The 23,766-nt window shown below is 71.6% G+C and carries 13 protein-coding genes; 10 read left to right on the top strand and 3 right to left on the bottom strand.

Going from position 1 to position 23,766, the window contains the following annotated elements; all coding sequences use genetic code 11:
• Window positions 1-7 precede the first annotated feature (7 nt).
• On the bottom strand, window positions 8-3,742 hold the full coding sequence (locus ID574_RS08890; protein WP_188188191.1) for a S8 family peptidase: 3,735 nt from the start codon (window positions 3,740-3,742) through the stop codon (window positions 8-10).
• Window positions 3,743-3,919: 177 nt separating this feature from the next.
• On the opposite strand from ID574_RS08890, the gene ID574_RS08885 reads away from it, so the two are divergent.
• A complete protein-coding gene (locus ID574_RS08885) occupies window positions 3,920-4,729 on the top strand; it encodes an alpha/beta fold hydrolase (RefSeq protein ID WP_188188190.1) in 810 nt (269 codons plus the stop codon).
• Here ID574_RS08885 and ID574_RS08880 read toward each other — a convergent pair.
• Window positions 4,710-5,879 (bottom strand): ROK family transcriptional regulator, encoded by a 1,170-nt coding sequence (locus ID574_RS08880; protein ID WP_188188189.1) that lies wholly within the window; start codon window positions 5,877-5,879, stop codon window positions 4,710-4,712. The genes ID574_RS08885 and ID574_RS08880 overlap by 20 nt on opposite strands.
• Before the next feature lie 85 nt (window positions 5,880-5,964).
• On the opposite strand from ID574_RS08880, the gene ID574_RS08875 reads away from it, so the two are divergent.
• The 7 genes from ID574_RS08875 (at window position 5,965) to ID574_RS08845 (ending at window position 17,471) form a co-directional block, all read left to right on the top strand.
• Window positions 5,965-7,320 (top strand): extracellular solute-binding protein, encoded by a 1,356-nt coding sequence (locus tag ID574_RS08875; protein ID WP_188188188.1) that lies wholly within the window; start codon window positions 5,965-5,967, stop codon window positions 7,318-7,320.
• Window positions 7,317-8,237 (top strand): carbohydrate ABC transporter permease, encoded by a 921-nt coding sequence (locus ID574_RS08870; RefSeq protein WP_188188187.1) that lies wholly within the window; start codon window positions 7,317-7,319, stop codon window positions 8,235-8,237. The genes ID574_RS08875 and ID574_RS08870 overlap by 4 nt, the downstream gene beginning before the upstream one ends.
• Window positions 8,234-9,055, top strand: coding sequence for a carbohydrate ABC transporter permease (locus ID574_RS08865; protein WP_188188186.1), 822 nt, complete (start codon window positions 8,234-8,236; stop codon window positions 9,053-9,055). The genes ID574_RS08870 and ID574_RS08865 overlap by 4 nt, the downstream gene beginning before the upstream one ends.
• Before the next feature lie 246 nt (window positions 9,056-9,301).
• Window positions 9,302-10,180 (top strand): LLM class flavin-dependent oxidoreductase, encoded by an 879-nt coding sequence (locus ID574_RS08860; RefSeq protein ID WP_188188185.1) that lies wholly within the window; start codon window positions 9,302-9,304, stop codon window positions 10,178-10,180.
• A 36-nt stretch (window positions 10,181-10,216) separates the two neighbouring features.
• Window positions 10,217-10,822, top strand: a complete 606-nt coding sequence (locus ID574_RS08855; RefSeq protein ID WP_188188184.1) for a VOC family protein — start codon at window positions 10,217-10,219, stop codon at window positions 10,820-10,822.
• A 417-nt stretch (window positions 10,823-11,239) separates the two neighbouring features.
• Window positions 11,240-12,193, top strand: a complete 954-nt coding sequence (locus ID574_RS08850) for a hypothetical protein (protein ID WP_188188183.1) — start codon at window positions 11,240-11,242, stop codon at window positions 12,191-12,193.
• Between the two features lie 73 nt (window positions 12,194-12,266).
• Window positions 12,267-17,471, top strand: coding sequence for a DNRLRE domain-containing protein (locus tag ID574_RS08845; protein WP_188188182.1), 5,205 nt, complete (start codon window positions 12,267-12,269; stop codon window positions 17,469-17,471).
• A 366-nt stretch (window positions 17,472-17,837) separates the two neighbouring features.
• On the opposite strand, the gene ID574_RS08840 is transcribed toward ID574_RS08845, so the two are convergent.
• Entirely contained in the window at window positions 17,838-19,499 is a 1,662-nt protein-coding gene (locus tag ID574_RS08840; protein WP_188188181.1) for an endo-1,4-beta-xylanase, read from the bottom strand.
• 250 nt (window positions 19,500-19,749) lie between these two features.
• Between ID574_RS08840 and ID574_RS08835 the strand changes: the two genes are divergently transcribed.
• On the top strand, window positions 19,750-21,414 hold the full coding sequence (locus tag ID574_RS08835; protein WP_188188180.1) for a class I adenylate-forming enzyme family protein: 1,665 nt from the start codon (window positions 19,750-19,752) through the stop codon (window positions 21,412-21,414).
• A gap of 55 nt (window positions 21,415-21,469) precedes the next feature.
• Window positions 21,470-23,722 carry a hypothetical protein gene (locus tag ID574_RS08830; RefSeq protein ID WP_188188179.1) on the top strand — a complete coding sequence of 751 codons (2,253 nt, stop codon included), beginning with the start codon at window positions 21,470-21,472 and terminating at the stop codon, window positions 23,720-23,722.
• The last annotated feature ends 44 nt before the right edge of the window (window positions 23,723-23,766 follow it).

Below are 23,766 nucleotides of genomic sequence, written 5' to 3'. Positions count from 1 at the left end.
CCCGCGGTCAGCGCACGGCGTAGGCGCGGATCACCTCCTGCGACAGCGTGTCGCCGTCGACGTCGGAGGCCCTGAGCCGCAGGGAGACGAAGCCGGACCTCGCCCGGTCGAGGGTCGTCTCGTAGGCCCGCTCGCCCCTCTCACGGAGGCGGGCGGGCTTCCACGTGGCGCCGTCGTCGTACGACACCTCCAGGGAGACGTCCCGGACGGCGCGCTGCTCGGCGCCTTCCTGGTGGTACAGCCTCAGGCCCAGGGTGCGGGACCCGGCCCGGTTCCTCAGGTCCACCTTCGCGTCGAACGCGGCCAGCAGCAGCGGGATCACCGTGGCGGACTCGGTGCGCTCGGAGGAGAACGTCCAGACGGCCCGGGTGCGGGTGGACATCCTGGCCCATTCGGCCTCGTTGGCGACGTCGTACTCGATCCGGTACTCCGACCGCTCCGGAGGCAGCGTCCCCGTCCCCGAGGGCAGGTGGTTCGTCTGCCACAGCAGCGTGTCGCCCCGGTAGAGCCGGAAGGCGGTCTTCAGCCCGCGCTCGAAGGGGCTGGTGTAGGCCTCGCCGTAGTTGCCGCCGGCGTCCACGAAGCCCTGCATCGAGATCCGCAGCCGGTCGCCCTCCCTGCGCAGCGGGTTGCGCGGGTTGACGCCGGGCAGCAGCGGCTGCTCGAACATCGTGCGGCCGACCCGCTCCCCCGCCCGGTAGGCCCTGAACTCGGGCGAGGACAGCGAGAGGCGGGGCGTGTCCGGGTGCGGCCACATGTTGTTGTAGGCCCGCTCGGGGCTGATGGCCGAGGTGTTCCACCGCACCTCCGGGTCGGGGGTGACGTAGTCCACGCGGGTGCGCGGCACGGCGGCCATGGGGTGGTTCGTGGAGATCGAGACGGTGTCCCACGGCTCGAAGGCGAAGCGGGCCTCGTTCACGGTGACGTCGCCCGCGAGCTGGCTGTGGTAGCCGGTCTCGATCCTGGCCAGCGACCGGGAGCGGATCACGTACCTGAGCGAGTCGCGTACCCGGCCCCGCTCGCGCAGGTAGAGGTCGTACACGTACGGGCTGGCGGCCTCGCCCTCGGCCAGGACCGGCACCGGCAGGCGGCGCAGCCGCTCCACCAGCTTCAGCCCCTCCTCGTGGGTGAGCCGCACGGTCGGGACGGCGAGCTTGACCCGGTTGCCGCCGGTGGTGACGTCGGCGCCGGGCCGGTCGCTGTAGACGGCCACCATCGCGGCTCCGGCGGCCGCGGCCGCGTTCGACTGGGCGGAGACCGGCACGCCGTCGGTGCGGCGGATGACGGCCAGCTTGCCGCGCAGGTCGCGGGCCTTGATCTCCTCGGCGCCGCCCCGGCCGGCGTCCACGGCCATGAGCAGCCGGGTGCCGTCCAGGCGAGGGTACTCGCCGGAGAAGTCGCTGAACTGGACGGGGTCGACGTACTGGGGGTCCAGCGCCAGGCCCGGGATGCGGAGGGCGATCTCGGGGGCCTTCAGCCGCCAGCGGGTGGCGACGACGAACGCGCCCTTGGTGACCTTCCTGGTGGGCTGGACGAACAGCCGCTCCTCGATCTGCGCGCCGGGCGAGATCGTGGTGCCGCCGCGGAGTGCGGCGCCCTGCCCGCCCGAGCGGTACCACATGAGCGCGGCCGCGGCGCCGGTGTTCCGCTTGGTCCTGTGGTCGGGGGTCTCGATCTCGACCTCGACGGCCTTGCGGGCGTCCAGCACGACCTCGGTGTTCTCGGTGATCTCCATTTCGGGGTCGCCGAGGAGGCTCTCGTTGAGCGGCTTGCCTGCGGCGGTGCTGTCCTGGGTGGCGGGCATGGTGAAGACGTGGCCGAGCACGGAGTAGATGCCGGGCTTGACGAGCAGGCAGGTGCCGGAGCCGTACTTCTGCTCGGTGCACGGCCGGGACGGGTCGCCGGGGAGCACGCGGCCGACGAGGGTGCCCTCGTCGAGGTTGAGCACGGTGAAGCCGCCGCGGGCGGTGCGGCCGTCCCTGGCGATGCCGCGGACCCGCAGCTCGACGCGCTTCTCCTCGACGGTGCCGGTCAGCAGGGTCCGCACGGGGGCGCCGCCCGCGACGGCGGCCGTCAGCTCCTGGCGCAGCCGGCCCGGCGTGGCGGCCTCGAGCGTGACCTCGGCCTGGGCGGTCCCGGACGCGGGCACGGTGAGCTTGGCGGGCTCGACGGTGAACGCGCCGCCGGCCGTCAGGTCGAGCTGGGCAGGGGCCTGGCCGTGGTTGCGGTACGTCACGGTGACGCTCTTGCGCTCACCCGGCTGGATCCGGCCGAAGTGGGCCGAGCCGAGCGAGGCCGTGACCGAGCCCTTGAGCGCGGCGGCCACGTTCACGCGGCCCGCGCCCTGCGCGTCGACCGGGATGTCCCGGCCCGGCTCGGCGGTGGCCATGAGCAGGGCTTTCAGCTCGCCACCGGTCAGGCCGGGGCGGGCCTGGCGCAGCAGCGCGGCCGCGCCGGCGACGTGCGGGGTGGCCATGGAGGTGCCGGACATCGCGACGTGGCCGCCGCCTGTCCGCGCGGCGGTGATCTCCACGCCGGGCGCGGTGACGTCGGGCTTGACGCTCTCGTCGGCGGCGATCGGGCCGCGGCTGGAGAACCCCGCCAGCCGCTCGTCCCTGTCGACGGCGCCGACGGTCAGCGCCTCGGGGGCGTCGCCGGGGGTGCCCACGCACCGGTCGCAACCGTCGTTGCCGGCCGCCACGACGAACAGCGTGCCGTACTGCTCGGTCAGCCGCGACACCGCGTCGGTGAGCGGGCCGCCCGTCCCGGAGGCGCTGAGGCTCAGGTTGACGACGTCGGCGTGCTTGTCGCCGGCCGCCCATTCCATGGCGTCGATGATCCAGGACGCCTGGCCGTGACCGTCGGCGGCCAGCACGCGGCCGTCGAGCAGCTTCGCCCCCGGGGCGACGCCCTTGGCGCCCGCCACGGTGCTCGCGACGTGGGTGCCGTGGCCGTGGGGGTCGCCCGGGGCGGGCTCGGCGACGAAGTCGCGCCGGTCGGCGACCCGGCCGGCGAGGTCGGGGTGTGCGGCGTCCACGCCGGTGTCGAGCACGGCCACGGTCGTGCCCGTGCCGTCGTACCCGGCGGCCCATGCCTCGGGAGCGCCTATCCGCGGCACGCTGTGCTCCAGCACCGGCTTGATCCTGCGGTCGAGCCAGATCTTCGACACGCCCGCCAGCGGCCCGGCGGCGCGGGCCCGCGGGGAGGCCAGCTTCGCCAGCTCGGCGCCGAGCTGGGGAGCGTCCGCCGCGGCCACGGTCACGCCGGCGCCGCCGATGCTCTCGAGCGTGCGGACCTTCCGCACGGCCGGGATGGCGGCCTTGGCCGTGGCGCCCGCGTAGGTGAGGATCAGCGGGATGGTGGCGCCGTAGCCCTGCTCGGCCAGCTCCGTCACGTTGAACAGGGCGGTGTCGAGCCGCTCGGGCACCAGGGCGGCCACGTCGCCGGGGATGACGGTCACCTCGCCCTCCGCCTCCAGCACCTGGAACGTCGGCACGGATCCGCCGGCCCGCGGCGCCGGCGTGACCGTCACGGCGCTGTGCTCGCCGTCCACGGCCCGTACCCGCACCCGGTCACCGGTGATCAGCGTGATCTCGTCACCGGCCGCGGCGCCCGTGAGCGTCACGGGCGGCCAGAGACCGGCCGCCGCCGACGCGTACGCGCCCGGGACCGCGAGCAGCGCGGCGGCCATGGCCAGGGCGCCGGCCATCGCCGCCGCCCGCCGCCCTAATCCACGCGGCATGGGAGGACCTCCCGAGAATCGGCAAGCACGAATACCGAATTCCTAGTCATCCGGATCTGCCGTGTCCATGAGGTCGGTGTGGCCAGATCCCGACTTGTCGTGAACCCGCCACGGCCGCTTGGCCGGTCGGGGCAGGCGGTCTAGAGTTGCCGGTCTGCGTCTCCCGGAAAGGAGATCATGGACACCGGACGACTCACCGTGCCCGGCGCGGAGCTCTACTACGAGGTCCGCGGCTCAGGGCCGGTCCTGCTGACGATCCTCGGCGGCGGGAGCGACGCGGGGATGGCCGGGCCGCTGGCCGAGGCGCTCCCCGGTCGCCACACGGTCGTCACCTACGACCGGCGCGGCTTCACCCGCAGCCCGCTGGCCGGGCCGCCGTCCGAGCAGCGCGTCGAGGAGCACGCCGGCGACGCGCTGCGCCTGCTCGACGCGCTCGGCGCCGAGCAGGCGGACGTGTTCGCCACCCACTCGGGCGCCCTGATCGCCCTGGACCTGCTGGCCCGCCACCCCGGCCGGGTCCGGCGCCTGGTGGCGCACGAGCCGCCCGCGTTCGAGCTGCTCCCCGACGCGGCCCGGTGGCGGGCGCTGGTGGAGGAGACGGTGGAGATCTGCGAGCGCGCGGGCCTCGGCCCGGCGGCGCGGAGGCTCGGCGAGGAAACCGGCGTGATGCCGCCGGCGGGGCCGACCCCCGGCCTGCCCGCCTGGTTGCGCGACATGCTGACCAGGATGACCGCCAATCTGGAGACGAGCTTCCGCTACGAACAGCGTTCGTTCTGCCGCTACGTACCGGCAGTCCCGCCCTCCGCCCCGCTCGTGCTGGCGTGCGGCGTGGAGACCCAGGGGCTGATGCGCGCCTGCACGCAAGCCGTGGCGGGCCGTCTGGGGGTCGGGGTCGTGGAGCTGCCCGGCGACTACGTGGGCTACCTGCGTCTTCCGGCCGAGTTCGGCACGGCGCTGCACGCCCTGCTCAGCCGCCGAGAAGGGTAGTCCTCAGCCGGGGCGCGTACGTGGCGTGGAAGACCAGCGAGGCCGCGCCGATCGCGGCGGCGTCGGCCGCGATCGGCGAGGTCTCCACCCGCACCGCGTGCAGCCGCCGGGCCAGCGCCCGGTCCGTCACGGCCTGCGCGATCACCTCCCGGTAGATCTCCCCCACCTCTCTGAGCGCGGGCCCGCCGAGCACCAGCAGGTCGATGTCCAGCATGTTCACCACGCTCACGGCGGCGTCGGCGAGCCGCCGCGCCACCCGTTCGATCACCTCGCGCGCGGCGGGCTCGCCCCGGGCGGCCGCCGCGCACGCCGCGGCATGCGGGACGCCCAGCGCCGCCTCGATGGCGCTCGGGCAGCAGAGCGCCTCCACGCATCCGCGGTTGCCGCAGTAGCACTCGGGCCCGTCCGGCTCGACGGTGATGTGCCCGAACTCGGCCGCGTTCATCGACCGCCCCCGGTAGACCTGGTTGTCCAGGAAGATCCCGCCCCCGATCCCGGTCCCGAGATACAGGTAGGCGAAGCTGGGCGTGGTCCGCGCGGTCCCGGCCCACCGCTCACCGATCGCCGCGGCGGTGGCGTCGTTGTCCACGGTCACGGGGAACCGCGTGTGCTCGCACAGCAGCCGCTTGATCGGCACCTGGTCCCAGGCGGGCAGCCGCGGCGGTGACACCATCACCCCGTCCCCGTCCAGCGGGCCGGGGCAGGCCAGACCCACTCCGAGGACCTTCCCGTCCGGCACGCCCGCCTCGCGCAGGATCCGCCGCGCCGCCCTGGCCATCTGCCGGATGACCGCCTCGGGGCTCAGCGCGGTCCGTACCGCGAGGTGCGAGCGCGCGACCGGCCGCCCCGCGAGGTCGGCCAGCACGCAGGAGATCTCCTGGGGGTCGAAGTGCACGCCGACCGCGTACCCGGCGCCGGGGTCCACGCGCAGGATCGTCCTGGGCTTGCCGCCGCTCGACGGCACGGACCCGTCCTCGACGACGAGGCCCTCTTCCAGCAGCCTGCGCACGATCACGGAGACGGTCTGCGCGGTGAGCCTGGTGCGGGCGGCGATCTGCACCCGGCTGATGCCGTCGGAGGCCTGGATCGTCTCCAGCACCACGGCCCGGTTGTAGCTGCCGATCTTGGGCAGGTTCGCGCCGAGCTGCATGTCAATATGTCAACACAAAGTATTGACTAAGTAAATCAAAAAGATTTACCTTCCAGTCAACTCAAGGTAACAAGGGGAGGCCGTGATGAAACGGACGCTGGCCGGTTCCCTCCTGCTGCTGACAGCCCTCGCCGGCTGCGGCTCCGACCCCGCGCAGGACGCATCCGGCAGCAAGGAACTCGAGGTCCTCTACAGGGTGGAGCCGACGTGGCCGCATCTGGAGAAGATGCTCACCGGCGCGAAGAAGCAGTACGAAGCCGCCCACCCCGGCGTCAAGGTCAAGCTGACCGCCGTCCAGGGCAACAACGAGGCGTACTACACGAAACTGGCGCTGCTCAACCGCTCCCCCGACTCGGCGCCCGATCTCTACTACCACGACACGTTCCAGGTCAACGCGGACGTCGCGGCCGGCAAGCTGGCCCCGCTCGACGACTACCTGGCCAAGTGGCCCGACTGGAACACCCAGTTCCCCGACTCCGTCAAACAGGCCGCCAAGGGCACGGACGGCAAGATCTACGGCGTCCCGGTCAGCACGGACACGCGCGGCCTGTGGTATCAGAAGGACGTCTTCGCCAAGGCCGGACTTCCCGTCCCGTGGGAGCCGAAGACCTGGAACGACGTGCTGACGGCGGCCCGTACGATCAAGCAGAAGGTCCCCGGTGTCATCCCGTTCACCATGTACTCCACGAAGATCCACGGCGAGGCGTCGACCATGCAGGGCTTCGAGATGCTCCTGTACGGCACCCCCGGCGGCACCCTCTACGACGAGACGCAGAAGAAGTGGGTGGCCGGCGGCAAGAACTTCACCGACGCCCTGACCTTCATCAACACGATCTACCGCGAGGAGCTCGGGCCCAAGCAGGCCGACGCGCACAACGCCAAGCTCGGCGACAAGATCACCCTGGAGTGGTTCCCCCAGGCCGAGCTCGGCATCTCCCTCGACGGCGCCTGGGCGTCCTCCGCCTGGAAGGCGACCGGCACCAAGCCGTGGCCTCAGTGGACCGAGAAGATCGGCTGGACGCCCATGCCGACCCAGAACGGCGAGCCGCCGGGCGCGGTCAGCATGTCGGGCGGCTGGGTGATGGCGATGAGCGCCTACACCCAGAACAAGCAGGAGGCGTTCGACTTCATCACCGTGGCCACCAACAAGGAGAACTCGATGGTGTACTCGGTCGGCACCGGCGACCTGACCGCCCGCAAGGACGTGGCCGCCGACCCGAAGTACACCGAGGGCAACCCGAGCATCAAGTTCTGGACCGACCTGGCCTCGGTCACCCACTACCGGCCCGCCTTCGAGGAGTACCCGAAGGTCTCCACCGAGATCCAGGAGGCCATGGAGGCGGTCACGACGGGCGCGCAGACCCCTGAGGAGGCGACGGCGGCCTACGTCAAGGCGCTGCCGGCGGCCGTGGGAGGCCCCGACAAGGTCCTGGCCCGATGACGGTCGCCACGGCGCCGCAGTCCCCGCCCGTGACGAGCCCGCCCGCGCGCGGCCCGGCACGGCGCGGGGCACTGCGCTGGATCCTCCCGCTCGGCCCCGCCCTGGTGCTGCTGGCGTTGTTCCTGGCCGGGCCGATCCTGTGGAGCGTCTACATCGCCTTCACCAACGAGACGCTCACCGGCTCCGCCTCGGTGAACTCGCAGTTCGTCGGGTTCGCCAACTTCGTCAAGCTCTTCGGCGACCCGAGCTTCCTCAACTCCTTCTTCCTGACGTTCGTCTTCGTCATCGGCTCGGCCGTCATCGGCCAGAACACCCTGGGCCTGATCATCGCCCTGCTCCAGCGCGGCCGCGGCCGGGTGACGCGCAGCGTGGTCAACGGCGTCGTGATCGCCGCCTGGGTGGTGCCGGAGGTCGTGGCCGCGGCCTGCTGGTTCTCGTTCCTGGCCGAGGACGGCACGCTCAACACGGTCCTCCGCATCGAGCAGGAGTGGCTCTACACGGCGCCGATGGTCGCGGTCATCCTGGCCAACATCTGGCGCGGCACGGCGTTCTCGATGCTGGTGTACTCGGCCGCGCTCTCGGAGGTCCCCGCCGACCTGGTGGAGGCCGCCGCCGTGGACGGCGCCGGGCCGGGACGCCGCCTCCTCCACATCACGCTCCCCCTGATCCGCAGATCGATCATGGCCAACCTCATGCTGATCACCCTGCAGACCCTGGCCAGCTTCGGCCTCATCTACGCCCTCACCGGCGGCGGCCCCGGGACGGCGAGCCAGACGACGCCGCTGTACATGTACGAGCAGGCGTTCCGCTACTTCGAGATCGGCTACGGCTCCGCGATCGCCCTGGTCCTGCTGGTGATCGGCGCGTTGTTCTCGCTGGTCTACCTGCGTCTGATCAAGGTGGAGGAGGGCGCATGACGCGGCTGGCCGCGAGGGGCGCGGCGGGGCTGGCCCTCCTGCTCATCACCCTGGCCTTCCTGGGCCCGTTCCTGTGGGTCCTGATCGCCTCGGTCCAGCCGGAGGCCACGCTGTCCGCGTCACCTGCCCTCGCCTTCTCCCTGGACAACTTCAAAGCCGTGCTGACCTGGGAGACGATCATCCTCCCGCTGATCAACTCGATCGTCATCTCGGGCGCCACGGCGATCCTGACGGTGCTCGTGTCGGGGCTGGCGGCGTACCCGCTGTCGCGCTACCAGCTCCGTTACCGCCGCCATTTCATGCTGACCCTGCTGTTCACGACCGGGCTGCCGGTGACGGCGATCCTGGTGCCGGTCTACGCGATGTTCTTCCGCTTCAACCTGTACGGCTCCGTCCCGGCGATGGTGCTGTTCCTGACCGCGAGCTCGCTGCCGTTCTCGATCTGGATGATGAAGAACTTCATGGACGGCGTACCGGTGAGCCTGGAGGAGGCGGCCTGGGTGGACGGCGCGGGCTGGGTCCGCTCCCTGACGGCCGTGGTGGGGCCGCTGATGGCCCCGGGGATCGCGGTAGTGGCGATCTTCGTGTTCGTCGGCCAGTGGGGCAACTTCTTCGCCCCGTTCGTGCTGCTGGACACCCCGGAGAAACAACCGGCGGCGGTCACCGTCTACACCTTCTTCTCGGAATACGGCCAGGTCGCCTACGGGCAGCTGGCCGCCTTCTCCATCCTCTACACGGCGCCCGCGGTCGTCCTCTACGTCGCCGTCAACAAATACCTCGCCAGCTCCTTCAGCTTCGCGGGCTCGGTGAAGGGCTGACCCCGTCACGGTGCCGCCCTCGCCGGTACCGGCCCTTCGACAGGTCCACCAGCACGAGCGGATTGCCAGGCAGGAGCGAGGCCGAGCCGGTCGACAGGACGATCTCGGTGTCGCCGTCGGGCACGGCGAGCCCGGTACGATGCCATGTGCCGACGATACGGGCCGGCGGTCCTAGGCCGAAGGGCCGACGGCAGGGGCGGCCGGCGGCCCATGTGCGGCGCGGGCCGGTTGCCTAACGTCGGGCATATGAGCGAACGAACTGTCTATGGCGTCGCGCTGCCGGCCTCGCCCCGGCGCTTCGACCGGCTCGTGGAGTCGGCACGGCTGGCCGAGGACCTCGGCGCGGATCTCATCACGATCTCGGACCACCCGTACATTCCCACCGAACTGGAGACCTTCTCCCTGCTGGCGCTGCTGGCGGGCCGGACCGAGCGGGTCCTGCTGGCGCCCAACGTCGCCCCGCTGACGCTCCGCCCGCCTGCCATGCTGGCCAAGGCCGCCGCCACGCTGCAGTTCGTCAGCGGCGGCAGATTCGTGCTCGGGCTGGGCGTGGGTGGCCCGTACGAGATGACGCCCGGCTTCGGCGGCGCCTGGCCCCGCCTCGGCGAGGCGATCAGCGCCCTCGACGAGGCCATCCCGCTGATCAGGCGGCTGTGGGGCCCGGAGCCCGTCGACCACGACGGCACGTACTTCCGGCTCCACGAGGCGAGCGCCGGCCCCCCGCCCGAGCCGCGGGTGCCGATCTGGGTGGGCTCGTTCAAGCCCAGGATGCTCGCCGTGACCGGCCGCCACGCCGACGGCTGGCTGCCCACGAACGCCTACCTCGACCTGGCCGAGGTCCCCGGGATGCACCGGCACATCGACGAGGCCGCGGCGGCGGCCGGCCGCGATCCCGGCCGGATCCGGCGGGTGTTCAACGTGATGGGGACGATCTCCGACCGGGTGCCGGAGCGGAACGACCGCCTGTTGAACGGCTCGGCGAAGCACTGGGTGAACGCGTTGCTGGACTACCGCGACCGGCTCGGGTTCGACTCCTTCGTGTTCTGGCCGGTGCAGGGGGACGTCCGCGAGCAGATCCGGCTGTTCTTCGACCACGTCCGCCCGCACCTGGACACGAAGTCCTGACTTACCAGAGATAGTTGAAAGGCGTACGGTTGACGCATGGCTGCGACCCCAGACACGGTGCACTGGCGGGGCGTGCACCATCTCGCCCTGGTGACCGCGGACATGGACGCCACCGTGCGGTTCTGGCACGGCGTGCTCGACGCCCGCCTGGTCACCACCCTCGCCCTCCCCGCGTTCAAGCACTACTTCTTCGAGGTGGCGCCGGGCAACACCGTCGCCTTCTTCGAGTACACCGACCAGCAGCTCGACAGCTTCGCCAAGCCGGCGGGCGTGCCGTACGCCAAGGCGGCGCAGTTCGACCACCTGGCGCTGCACCTGCCGGACGAGGACGCGCTCATCAGGCTCCGCGACCGGCTCAAGGCCCATGGCTGCGAGGTCACCGACGTGGTCGACCACGGGTTCCTGCGCTCGATCTACTTCAGCGACCCGAACGGCATCGCCCTCGAGGCCTCCTACTGGACCGTCGATCCGACGGGCCGGCCGGTCGACTACTCCGACGAGCGGCTGTTCGCCGACCCCGACCCGGTGCCCGCCGTGCGCGAGCTGCGCGACGACGGCCGGCTGCACCACACGGTGGCCACCCGTCTGGTGGACGGCGTCATCGAGGACCTCCGGCGCGAAGGGATCACGCTGGAGCAGTGACCGTCCCCGGATCGCCCGCCGCCGTCCCGGCCACGATCCCCCAGGTGCTCGCCGCCGCCGCGGACCGCGGCGGCGACCGGGGCTGGCTGCACCGCGACGCGTGAGCTCGGCCTGGTTGCCCCGCGTGACTGGACGGCCGCGCGGCCGCCGCCGTACAAGGTGCCGCGTTTCCGGCAGCAACTGGACGCCCCTGCCCAGGACGCCCACCGCCCACGTGGCCAAACACCTGCTCCCGTCCGGGCCCGGTGGGCTTGACCTGGCCTGACGCCGTGGTGACGGTGAGTGAGCGAGCAAGTGAACCCTGGAAGACGGCAAACGTTTACGGCCGCTCCATCCAAGATCACCCGAACGGTCGCCGATGATCTTTACGTTTACGGCGTTTGTGCAATGCCCCCCACCGCACGTGGAAGGACATCCATGCGCATTTCCGCTCGGGCATTCGTCGTCGCCTTAGCGACCGCCCTGGCACTCAGCAGCGTGAACGTGGCCGGCACCCCGGCCTTCGCGCAGGAGGACCCCGCCCTCGCAGCACTCACCCAGGTGGTCCCCGACATCGTCGAAGAGGCCAAGAACGTCCCGCCGACCGAGATCCCCGACGGTGACGTCCAGCGGCCGTTCGCCATCGCGACGGACCCCGACCGCACGCTGGTCGCGACCGTCAGCGAGACCGACATCGGCATCGGCATGCCGGACGCCGCCGGCAACGGCAACCAGCCGCTGCCCGGCCTGGTCACCTACGCCGCCAAGCAGCCCAGCGTCGCCTACGCACACCAGCGCACCGGCCAGATCGCCCGGGCGCTGACCGTCATCAAGGACGCCTCGGCGCCGACGGAGTACCGCTTCCCGATCACCGCCCCCGAAGGCTCCATGCTGGAGGTCGAGGAGGACGACGGCACCGTCCTGATCTACAACAACGACTTCTATCTCGCCGAGATCGACCTGCCCTGGGCCAAGGACGCCAACGGCAACCCGGTGCCGACCTCGTACCGGGTCGAGGGCATGACGCTCATCCAGACGGTGGACCACGCGGGCGCCGCCTACCCCGTGGTCGCCGACCCCGCGCTCAAGCTGCAGTGCGAGTGGTGGAAGGCCATGTGCCGGCTCATCTTCTCGAAGAAGCTCACCAAGAAGATCTACAACGCCTGGTTCGTCGCCGGCGTCGCCGGCGCCATCGAGGCGATGAAGGGCGCCTGCGACAAGCTCAAGGGCAAGGCCAAGCTGATCTGCAAGATCGCCTACACGGCGGGCGGCGCCTCGGCCATCTACAAGGTCCGGGAAGCCGCCAGGAAGAACCAGTGTTTCGCGGTCCGGTTCCAGGCTCCGGGCATCACCTGGTACGAGGTCCGCAAGAAGAGCTGCCAGAGCAAGTAACCCCGCTTCATCCTGACGCCCCCGCCGGTCGCGGCGGGGGCGTCGCCCTACGCGCACACCTCCCGGAGCCCTCATGCCTGCCCTCACGCCACGGGTCCTCGCCGGTGGCCTCGCCCTCCTGCTTCTCCCTCTGGCCTCTCCCCCGTCGCCCGCGGCCGCCGAACCACCCGCCGCGTCGCCGCCACCGGCCGCCAGCGCCACGAACCCCGCGGACGACCCGAGCGACCCCGCCCGTCTCACGGCCGAGCCGAGCGCGCCCGACGAGGCCTCCGCCCGGCTGTCCGCCCGGCTGACCGGCAAGCGGGTCGAGATCGCCGACGCCCGCACCGAGACCACCACGACCTACGCCAACCCGGACGGAACGCTCACGGTCGACTCGTTCGCGGGCCCCGTCAGGTTCCGCCGCGACGGCGCGTGGGCCCCGGTGGACATCACGCTCACCAGGGCGCCGTCGGGTGAGATCGTCACCCGGGGCCACGGCCGGGCGCTCAGGTTCGGCGGCGGCCGCTCAGGGCTGTCCCGGCAGGCGGCCGGCCCGACCGACCTGATCACGATCGGGGAGGGCGCCGCCAAGGTGACCATGCAGTGGAAGGGCGCGCTGCCCACGCCGCGCCTGTCCGGCGAGACGGCCACGTACCCGGATGTCATGCCGGGCGCCGACCTGGTCGTCACCGCCACCAGGACGGGCGCCGAGCAGTTCCTGCTGCTCAAGTCCCGCCCGGCTACACCGCTGACGTACACGCTGGGGCTGAAGGCGCCGGGCCTCCGGCCGCGCCAGGCCGCCGACGGCGGCGTGGAGCTGGTGGACGCCAAGGGCAAGGCCGTCGTCACCATCCCTGCGCCGGTCATGTGGGACGCCACCAAGCACCCGATCTCCGGCGAGCACCTGCGCCGCGTCCCCGTGGAGATGAAGGTCTCCGGCAACGACCTCGTCCTCACCCCGGACCCGGCTTTCCTCAACGACCCGGCCACGACGTACCCCGTCACCGTGGACCCGTCGCTCAACCTGGGCCAGGTCTTCGACACGTTCGTGCAGGAGGGCTACGGCACCGACCAGTCGGGCGCGGAGGAGCTCAAGATCGGCAACAACGGCAGCGGCCAGGTCGCCCGGTCGTTCATCACGTGGAAGACCCCCGGCATCGCGGGCAAGAAGATCATCTCGGCCACGCTGAAGCTCTGGAACTACCACTCCTGGTCCTGCGACGCCCGATCGTGGGAGGTCTGGTCGGCCGACCGCGCCTCGAAGTCGTCGCGCTGGCCGGGCCCGCACATGGCCGCCGAGTACGCCTCCTCCAGCCAGACGAAGGGCCACGGGAGCGGCTGCGCCGACGGCTGGGTCACCGCCAACGTCACCTCGCTGGTGCAGCACTACGCCACCCAGGGCTGGAAGGAGTCCGGCATGGGCCTGCGGGCCTCCAACGAGTCGGACAAGTACGCCTGGAAGAGGTTCCACTCGGGCAACGCCCCATCGCACGTCCCGGTGATCTCGGTGACGTACAACTCCTACCCGAGCACCCCGGTCTCGACCTGGGTCTCACCGTTCACCGAGTACGACGGCACCCTCCGGACCAACACGCTCACCCCGCAGCTGCGCACCCACGTGCGCGACCCCGACGGCGGCAACGTGCGCGGCAAGTTCGACCTGTACGCGGGCGAGACGATGCTGATCGACGACCTCTACGGCGCATACGTGGCCAGCAACGGCTTCTCCGGCGCGAACGTGCCCGCCGGCAAGCTCGCGAACGGCAAGACGTACTGGTTCCGGTCGTGGGCCAACGACGGCTCCCTGACCTCGAAGCAATGGCAGACGAAGGAGTTCTCCGTCGACACCGCCAAGCCGCCCGCGCCCAAGGTGACCTCGGCGGACTACCCCAACGACGGCGGCTGGCACGGCGACGCCGGCAAGGCCGGCACGTTCACCCTCACCCCCGCGAACGCCGACACCGGCTGGATCGCCTACAAGCTCGACGCCGGCGCCATCACGAAGGTGCTCACCACCGGCGCGGCCGTCACCGCCAAGCTGACCCCGGCCACGACCGGCGCCCACACGCTCAGCGTGTACACCGTCGACAAGGCCGGCAACGCCTCCCCGACCACCGCCTACACCTTCAACGTCGGGTCCGGCGCGGCCGTGGCCTCGCTCACCGCCCCCGCGGACGGCCTGCGCAGCACCGGCAAGGTGCCGCTCTCCGTGACGGGCACGGCCTTCACCCAGGCCAGGTTCCAGTACCGGCGCTCGGCGTCGGACGCCTGGGCGGACCTGCCGGTCGCGAACGTCACGGGCGCGGACGGCAAGCCGCTGACCGCCTGGCCCGTGGCGGCGGCCAACGGGGCGTCCGGCCTGGTGTGGGACGCCGGCACGCACCTCGGCGACGCCGCGGTCCAGGTGCGCGCGCTCGTCTCGGGCTCGTCCGGGGCCTCGGCGGAGTCCCGGCCGGCCGAGGTCGTCGTGGACCGCCGCGCCACCCGGGCCGCCACCAGTGAGGTCGGCCCCGGCACGCTGAACCTGCTCACCGGCGACTACCGCCTGCGGGCCACGGCGGGCGGGGCCTACGACCTGACGCTCACCCGCACGGCCTCCTCGCGCGACCCCGGCGGCGCGTGGTCGCCCGCGCTGGCCCTGCTCAAGGAGACCTCGCCCAACTCGGTCGAGCTGACCCGCGCCGACGGCACGCCGGTGCAGTTCACCAGGGCCGGGGACGGCTGGAAGCCGGAGCCGGGTGCCGAGGACCTGACCCTCACCGGCACGTACACGCTGACCGACGCCCGCGGCGAGGTCACCTCCTTCACCAAGCAGGGCGACGTGTACGTCCCCGCCGGCCACGTCTACGAGTCCGGCCGCCTCAAGTCGATCACCCGGTCGGGCCACACGCTCGACCTCGGCTACGACGCCACCGGACGCCTGGCCACCGTCTCGCTCAAGGGAGCGGTGATCGCCCAGTACGGCTACGACGCGGCGGGCCGGCTCGCCGAAGCGTGGGACCCGCGGATCAGCCCGCCGCTGAAGACGCTCTACGGCTACGACTCCGCAGGCCGCGTCACCACGCTCACCCCGCCCGGCGAGCTGCCGTGGACCTTCGCCTACGAGGCCGACGGCCGCCTGCGCTCCGTCACCCGCGCCACGCTCAAGCCCGGCACCGCCGACCAGGTCGCCGGCGAGGCGAAGACCACGATCGGCTACGGCGTGCCCCTCACCAGGGCGGGCGGCGGCCCGGCGGACATGACGGCCAAGGACGTGGCCGCCTGGGGCCAGGCCGCGGCGCCCGCGACGGCCACGGCGGTCCACCCGCCTGGCTCCACGACCCGCCCAACCGTCACGTACCTGGACGGATCCGGGCGAGCGATCAACGTGCTGACCCCCGGCGGGCACCTGTCCGCCGCCGACTACGACCGGTTCGGCCACGCGGTGCGGGTGCTCACCGCCTCGAACAGGGAGTTGTCGCAACGCCCCGAGACCGACTACCGGCTCGTCGAGCTGGCCATCACCGGCTACAGCCCGGAGGAGCGCGCCGAGCTGTTGTCCACCCGCTCCGTCTACGACCCCTCCGGCCGCCGCAAGGTGGAGGAGCTGAGCCCGGTCCACATCGTCAACCTGGAGTCGGACGTGGACGAGCTGCCCGCCGGGTACGCCATCGGCGCCAGGACCCGCACCGTCAGCGCGTACGACGAGGGCCGGCCCGCCTCCGCGACCGCCCGCGACCTGCCGACGACCGTCAAGGCCGGCGCCGTGATCGTCGGCCGCGAGTCCAGGCCCGCCGTGGACGTCAGGACCACCGCCATCGCCTACGACTGGGCCACCGGCCGGCGGCTCAGGACGGTCCGCGACCCCGGCGGCCGGACGGTCTCCGCCGAGACCCCCGCTCCCGTCCTCTACACGGCGACCGGCGGCGCCCCGTGCGGCGGACGCCCCGAGTGGGCGGGCCTGGTGTGCCAGGAAGGCGGCCGCACGTACACCTACGACACCGCCTCCGGCCGGCCGCACACGGTGACCGAGGGCGGCACGGTCACCACGATCAGGCGTGACCAGGCCGGCCGGCCCATCGCCACCAAGTCCGGCGGGGAGGCCGAGATCGGCATCGGCTACAGCCCGGCCACCGGCCGGCCCACCGAGCGGTGGCGCGGCGCGGAGAAGATCGTGACGGCCTACGACCGCCTCGGCAGGGTCATCTCCCACACCGACGCGGACGGCGGCCAGACCCGCACCGAGTACGACGACCTGGACCGCCCGGTCAAGGTCACGGACTCGGCCCCGTCCACCAGGGTCTACGCCTACGACCACGCGGCCGAGCCGCGCGGCCTGCCCACCTCGGTCACCGACTCGGTCGCGGGCACCTTCACCGCCCGCTACGACGCCGAGGGCCGCCAGGTCGCCGCCGACCTGCCTGGCGGGCTGCACACGCAGACCGCCTACGACGAGCGGGGGCAGATCTACGCCCGGATCCACACCCGGGACGGGCTCGAGGGCCCGCTGATGATCGACCAGGTCGGCCGGAACGCCCACGGCCAGGTGCTCCTGCACCTGCGCACCGACACCATGACCGAGCGGCAGCTCGGCTACGACAAGGCGGGCCAGCTCGCCTCGGCGCTGGAGCTGGGCTTCCCGCTGTGCACGCTGCGCCGCTACGACCACGACGGCGCGGGCAACCGGGTCCGGCTGGCGGTGCAGGCATCGGAGGAGGACTGCCCGGTGGCCGACGACTCCGCCGCGAGCATCACGACGTACGCCTACACCGCCGACGGCAGGCTGACCGGTGACGGCTACGGCTACGACGCGGCGGGCCGCACCACCTCGCTGCCGGGCGGGCGCACCGTCGGCTACTTCGCCGACGGCCTGCCGGCCGAGCAGACCTCGGGCGAGCGGCGCCTGCGGTGGACGCGCGACCCGGCGGGCCGGATCCGGTCGGAGACCGACGAGACGGGTGCGGTCACCGTCCACCATTACGGCTCCGACGGCGACCGGCCCTCCTGGACCGCCGGGAACGGCGCGGTCGTCCGTCATGTGGCCGGTGCCGGCGGCGACCTGGCCGCGCTCACGGGCGCGACCGGATCGGTGCGCGTCCAGCTGCTCACCGTCGACGGGCACGTGGGCACCGAGCTGGAACTCGACGGCGGCCTGGCCACCGTGATCGGCTACGACGAGTTCGGCGTGCCCTCCCAGCCACGCCGCTACGGCTGGCTGGGAGGCGCGTTCCACCCGACCACCCTGGACGGGACGGTCCTGGTGTCGGACCGCCTGTACGACCCGTCGCTCGGCCGCCACCTGCAGCGACCGTACTGACCCGGCGCGGCCCCGCCCAGGCCTCCTGGGCGGGGCCGCCCGGCGGCTAGACCCGGAAGAACAGGTTCAGGTAACGGTTCGACTGCCAGGGCACGAACGTCAACTGCACCCATCCTGAGGGAGGGCTTGCCCTCGCGACTTCCGGCTGGCCGCCGGACGACCGTGGCGTGCGGGCGGATCCTCAGGAGGGCGGGGTCTCGCGCGCGGCGAAGTACCCCTCTTGCCCGCCTACGAGGTGGAATCCCATTCGTTCATGCCGTTCATCTCCTACGGCGGACGACAGGCCTCGACGGTTCACCTGTCAATGTCTTCGGCGGGAAGAATCCCCTGGGCGGCAGGAGGGCGTCCAGGGGATTCGCGGAACGCTCAGGCGCACGTGTACCCGGACGGCGTCTGAGTGTTCCCGTTCGGCCGGCTGACCTGGAACCCGAAGCTGGTGCTGGCGTTCGGGGCCAGGTTGCCGTTGTATCCCGCGTTCCTGGCGGTGACGGTCTGCCCGCTCACCGACACCGAGGCGTTCCACGAGCCGGTCAGCTGGTGGCCGGCGGGCAGGGTGAACGTGACGGTCCAGCCGCTGATGGCGGAGGTGCCGGTGTTGGTGACGGTCACCGGCTGCACCACGTACCCGGTGCTCCACTGGTTCTGCACGGTGCCGGTCGCGGTGCACGGGCCGCCGCCCGGCCCCGACTGCGTCGTGAACGCCACCGTCGGCGAGTTGCCGGACAAGTTGCCCGCCCCGTCACGCGCTCGCACGTACACCTGGTACTGGGTGTTGGGGGTCAGGCCGGTGAGCGTGATCGAGTTCGTGGTGCTCTGGCCGAGCAGCGGGTCGGTGGCGCCCTGCTCGCGGTAGACGTTGTATCCGGCCAGCCCGCTGCCGCCCGTGTCGGTGGAGGCGGGCCACGTCACGGAGGCGGAGTTGGAGGTGACGGTGCCGGTCACGGGCGTGCCGGGCGTGGTCGGCGGCGTGTTGTCGGTGGTCGTGCCGCCGGCGAGCGCGTCGTGCACGGCGTTGTACGACGGCTTCGGCTGGTAGTTCTGGTCGTAGATCAGCGCGGCGCCCTGACCCTGGAAGGTGTCCGGCACCCACGAGTGCTTGTCGGTGAAGCCCCAGATCGTGACTCCTGCGCAGGCGGTCACGGCCAGGCAGGCGTTGACGACGTTGCGGTAGTAGGTGGCCTGCGTGGCGTCCTTGCTCGCGTCCCTGGGCATCTGCATGCGCACGTCCAGTTCGGTGATGCGGACCTGGACGCCGAGGTCGGCGAAGCGCTGCAGGTTCTGCTGGATGTCGTTGGGGAAGCCGTACTGGATGGCGAGGTGCCCCTGGAAGCCGACGCAGTCGACCGGCACGCCCTGCTGCCGCAGCGACCGGACCAGGTTGTACATCGCGGTGCTCTTGGCGTTGATCCCCTCGACGTTGTAGTCGTTGATGCACAGCCGGGCGTTGGAGTCGGCGGCGCGGGCGGCGCGGAAGGCGTCGGCGATGAAGCTCTGGCCGAGCGTGTTGTACCAGAACGAGGTGCGCATGCCGCCGTTGTCGTCGAAGACCTCGTTCACCACGTCCCACGAGACCACGGCCGCGTTGTCGGCGTAGCGGCCGACGACCCGGCTGATGTGGTTCTGCATGGCCGAGCGCATCGCGCTGGCGCTCAGGCCCTGCACCCAGCCCGGAGTCTGGCTGTGCCACACCAGCGTGTGGCCGTGGACCTCTTGGTTGTTCTGGGTGGCAAAGTTGACGATGGCGTCGGCGCCGGAGAAGTTGAACTGGTTCTGGTTGGGCTCGGTGGCGTCCCACTTCATCGCGTTCTCGGCGGTGATCTGGTTGAACTCGGTCGCCGCGATGGTGCGGTAGGCGCTCTCGTTGGCGAGCGGGCCGGTGGCGAGCGCCGCACCGATGAACTTGCCGCGGGCGGCCGCGTGCGTGCGCAGGGGCGATGACGCGTCGGCCGACGTGGCGGGCAGGAGGAAGGCCAAGAGCGTCCCCACCACGGTGAGGACTCTGGCGAGCGAGGACGAAAGCACGAACATCTACCTCCGGAGGCAGGCACTCGATCCGAAAGTTTCGATCCCTCTTGGATCGCACCGCAGACGGTATTGACATGCAAGTGGAGGGTCAATGCCGATCCTGGGCGGCCCTTAAAGCAGCAGTTGGGAGCATGAAACTATCGGACCAGTTATGAAATTTTCACAGGACGGGAAGCCCTAGCGCGGCATACCTACCGGTCGGTACTGTGATTTGTCACAGAATAATCGTCCACCCGTGGGGAGCGTTCTGCAGATGTCGCTTACGCACGCCCAGGTCCAGGCCCAGCTCACCGGCCCCGGCCAGCTCTTCGAGATGGAGGAGATCGGCGACACCGGGGTACGCACATGGAAGCACGCGCCCGCCCATTTCCGCGCGCTGCTGGAGACGAGCAGGTTCCACGGCGAGAAGGTCTTCCTCGTGTACGAGGACGAGCACCTCACGTTCGAGGACCACTTCCGCCGCGCCGCCACGCTGGCCCATCGCCTGATCGACGAGTACGGCGTGCGCAAGGGCGACCGGGTGGCCGTGGCCATGCGCAACTTCCCGGAATGGGTGGTCTCGTTCTCGGCGGCACTGACGGCCGGGGCCGTGGCCGTCCCGCTCAACGCCTGGTGGACGGAGGCCGAGCTGGCCTACGGCGTACGCGACTCCGGCGCGAAGGTGCTGATCGCGGACGGCGAGCGGGCCGCGCGGCTGGCCTCCACGGGCGTGCCGATGATCGTCACCAGGGGCGACGCCCCGGCGGGGGCGCGTGCGTTCGACGAGGTCATGGGTGAGGTCGCGGCCGACGTGAAGCTCCCCGACGTCGAACTGTCACCCGAGGACCCGGCCACGATCTTCTACACCTCCGGAACGACCGGCAACCCCAAGGGTGCGCTGGGCAGCCACCGCAACCTGGGCCAGGCTCCCATGACCGTGGCCTACGGGCTGATGCGCGCGGTCGCGATGTCGGGCAAGGACCTCGCCGCGGCGGCCGGAACCCGACGGATCACGCTGCTGACCGTGCCGCTGTTCCACGTCACGGGCTGCTTCTCGGCCATGACCACGATGATGTTCACCGGCGGCGGCCTGGTGCTCATGTACAAATGGGACCCCGAGCAGGCGTTGCGCCTGATCGAGCGGGAGAAGGTCACCGCCATGATCGGCGTGCCGACCAACGCCTGGCAGCTCATGTCCCACCCGGACTTCGGCAAGTACGACCTGTCGTCCCTGACCACACTCGGCTACGGCGGCGCCCCCGCCCCGCCCAAGCTGCTGGAGCGCATCACTGAGAACCTCCCCGACCGCGCGCCCTCCAACGGTTACGGCATGACCGAGACGACGGGCCTCGCCGTCGGCAACGGCGGCGCCGACTACCATGCCAGGCCCGACAGCATCGGCCTGCCCTCGCCCGTGGTGGACGTGCGCGTGGTGGACCCCATGGGCGGCGAGCTGCCGCCCGGCGAGGTGGGCGAGCTGTGCGTCCGCGGCCCCAACGTCATCCTGGGCTACTGGAACAGGCCCGAGGCGACGGCGGAGACCTTCGTCGACGGCTGGGTGCACACCGGCGACCTGGCCAAGATCGACGAGGAGGGCTTCGTCTACATCGTGGACCGGGCCAAGGACATGGTGATCAGGGCCGGCGAGAACGTCTACTGCGCCGAGGTGGAGGCGGCGCTGTTCGAGCACCCGGCGGTCGACGACGCGGCCGTCATCGGGGTGCCGCACGACGAGCTGGGCGAGGAGGTGGGCGCGGTCATCCGCCTGACCTCGGGCAGATCGGTCACACCGGAGGAGCTCCAGGCGTTCCTGGCCGGCCGGATCGCCAAGTTCAAGATCCCCGTCCATGTCTGGTTCCGCGAGGACGAGCTGCCCCGCAACCCCGGCGGCAAGATCCTCAAGACCCGCCTGCGCCGGGAGATCCTCGGAAACGCTTGATCAACTTTTCGGCGGCTCGCTACAGTTGGCGCTCCAACCCCCCCAGGAGTGCCTCGTGCCTCGCTACCGTTTCGGCAGAATCGCCGCGTCCGTCGCAGCAGCATATGTCATCGCGGCGATCGCCCTCGGCGTCGTCGCGCTGGCCACCGGCACGATCGATTTCGTCTGGTGGCCGCTCGTGCGGGAGGAACCGCTCGACGGGCTCACCGTCTCGTGGTGGGTCCTGCTGCTCCTGGGCCTCGTGGCCGCGGTGCGGAGCTGGGCCTGGTGGCAGGTGCTGCGCGGCCCGGTGCGCGGCGCGCCGCCCGTCGCGGACAGGCGCGTCACCCTCCTGCGACGGGTTCTGTACATCAGCGTCGCGTACTCCGTCGTCGTGCGGGTCCTCCCATGGTGGGAGTGGTGGCTGGGCATCCCCGGCGACCTCCTGTCCCTGGTCACCGTCGTGCTGTACTTCCTGGTGCTGCGCGTGGCCAGGTGGCTGCGGCTGGCCGTGCTCGCCGGAGGACTGCTGTCCCTGGCGAACGGCATCGTCCTCACCGTGTCGTTCGGCCTCGGCTTCCCCGACGAGCTGGAGGGCGTCTTGAGGCTGTCCGACCTGACGTTGCTGGCGTGGATGGTGCCGATCTTGGCGGCCCAGGCCAAGGATCCCCGCTGGAGCAGGACCACGGTCGGGATAGGGGCCCTCTCGCTGACGCTGAACCTTCTCCAGCCCAGCTCGCTCGGGGTCATGTGGGCGGCGGGCGAAGTGCCCCTCGCGCTGCTGGTCTACTCGCTGCTCGGGACGTTGAGCGTCTTCGGGACGGTGTGGGAGGCCCGTTCCGCGCACGATCTCGGGAGCCCGCTCCCCGCGCCCCGGCCCCGGCCCGTGCGGGCACCGGCCCGCCGATGGCCGCTCCCCGCGATGGCGGTCGTGCTCCCGCTGCTCCCCGCGGCCGTCAACCTCATGCGGGGGATGCCGTTCTGGCTCGGGCCCAGGGGTGAGATCGAGCGCTTCATCCGCGAGGACGGCAGCGACCCCGCGACCGTCGCGTGGCTCGCCTTCGACCTCATCGTCGGCGTCGGCGCCCCCGCCGTCCTCGTCCTCGTCGCGATCCTGCGCCGGACCCGGCGCCTGCTCCGGGTGACGATGTCGGCGTTGACGCTCACCGCCGCCGTCGGCGCCGGCAGCGTGCTCACCTACGCTCCCGGCGAATGGTGGGGGCCGCCCGACCGGGCACTGCGCATGTACCCCGACGACCTGTTCGTCAAGAACGACGAACTCGTCCTGACCGGCATCTCGCCCCTGTGGTACTGCGCCGCCCTGCTCGCCTCCGCCCTCCTCCTGCTGCTCCTGTACGCTGCCGCCCCGGCCGAGCGCCTGCGCCACCACGTGCTCGTGGCCGGTCTCGCCTCGCTCGTGACGCTGGCCTTCCTGCCCGCGGCCGACCAGTCCCGCGGCCCGGTCACCACGGCCCAGGACTGCGAGCCACAGATGGATTCGGAGACCGGGGGGTACAAGGACCCGGACCTGACGGCCGAGCAGAAGTACGTCTGCGGCATCCGGCGGAACGACCGGTTCCGGTTCGCCGCCACCACGCCCGACCAGGTGCTCCTGGTCCACGGGCGGCGGCTGTGCGGCGTCCACACGCGCAACGACCCGGCTGAGCTCGCCCGTGCGGGCTTCCAGCGCGAGAGCCTCACGTACCAGCTCGCCGACATCTGCCCCAGCGCCGCCACGACCGTCCAGGCCGAGCAGACGGCCCGTGACCGGGAGATCGAGGAGTGGCTGGCCGACGCCCAGCGCATGTGCGACGCCACCCCCCGCCACCGCCCACTGATCAAGCCGGTCATGGCGGCCCGGATCGAAGAACCCCAGAGGACGGACTACGGGGTCATGGAGGCCTACGGGCTGCCCGAGGACGACTACGACCCCGCCGGCATGGAGCTCCTGGACAAGGCCCAGGACAACGGCCTGGTCGCGGCCCGCCCCGGCCACCTGATGGTGCTGTCCCACTCCGACTTCGACGTGTGCGTCACCGTCGAGACCTACGCCCGCCGCCCGCCGGTCGAGACCAAGGGCTGGGACCACGTCGTCGAAGTGGGCTACGAGCGCGCCGGCGACTCGATCGTGCTGGAGGACTCGTTGGGCGGCGCCGAGCTGCCCGACCTCGCGCTCGACGGCTACCGGGGCCCATACCGGATCCGCGTGCACTACGACTGGTTCGACTGGAAGGGCGAGCGGGACAACGGCCAGCGCCTGCTGATCATGGCGTTCCCCGGCAAGGGCGACAAGGTCGTCACCTACCGGAAGCCGGCCCGCGCGCGGTGACCACGGTCACATTCTGACGGCGTCACCCCAGGTCGGCCGGGGTG

Origin of the sequence: Nonomuraea sp. SYSU D8015, from assembly GCF_008065375.1 — a bacterium.
GTDB lineage: Bacteria > Actinomycetota > Actinomycetes > Streptosporangiales > Streptosporangiaceae > Nonomuraea.
Note: the sequence above shows the minus strand (reverse complement) of the source record. Positions and strands in the feature narration are given on the sequence as shown.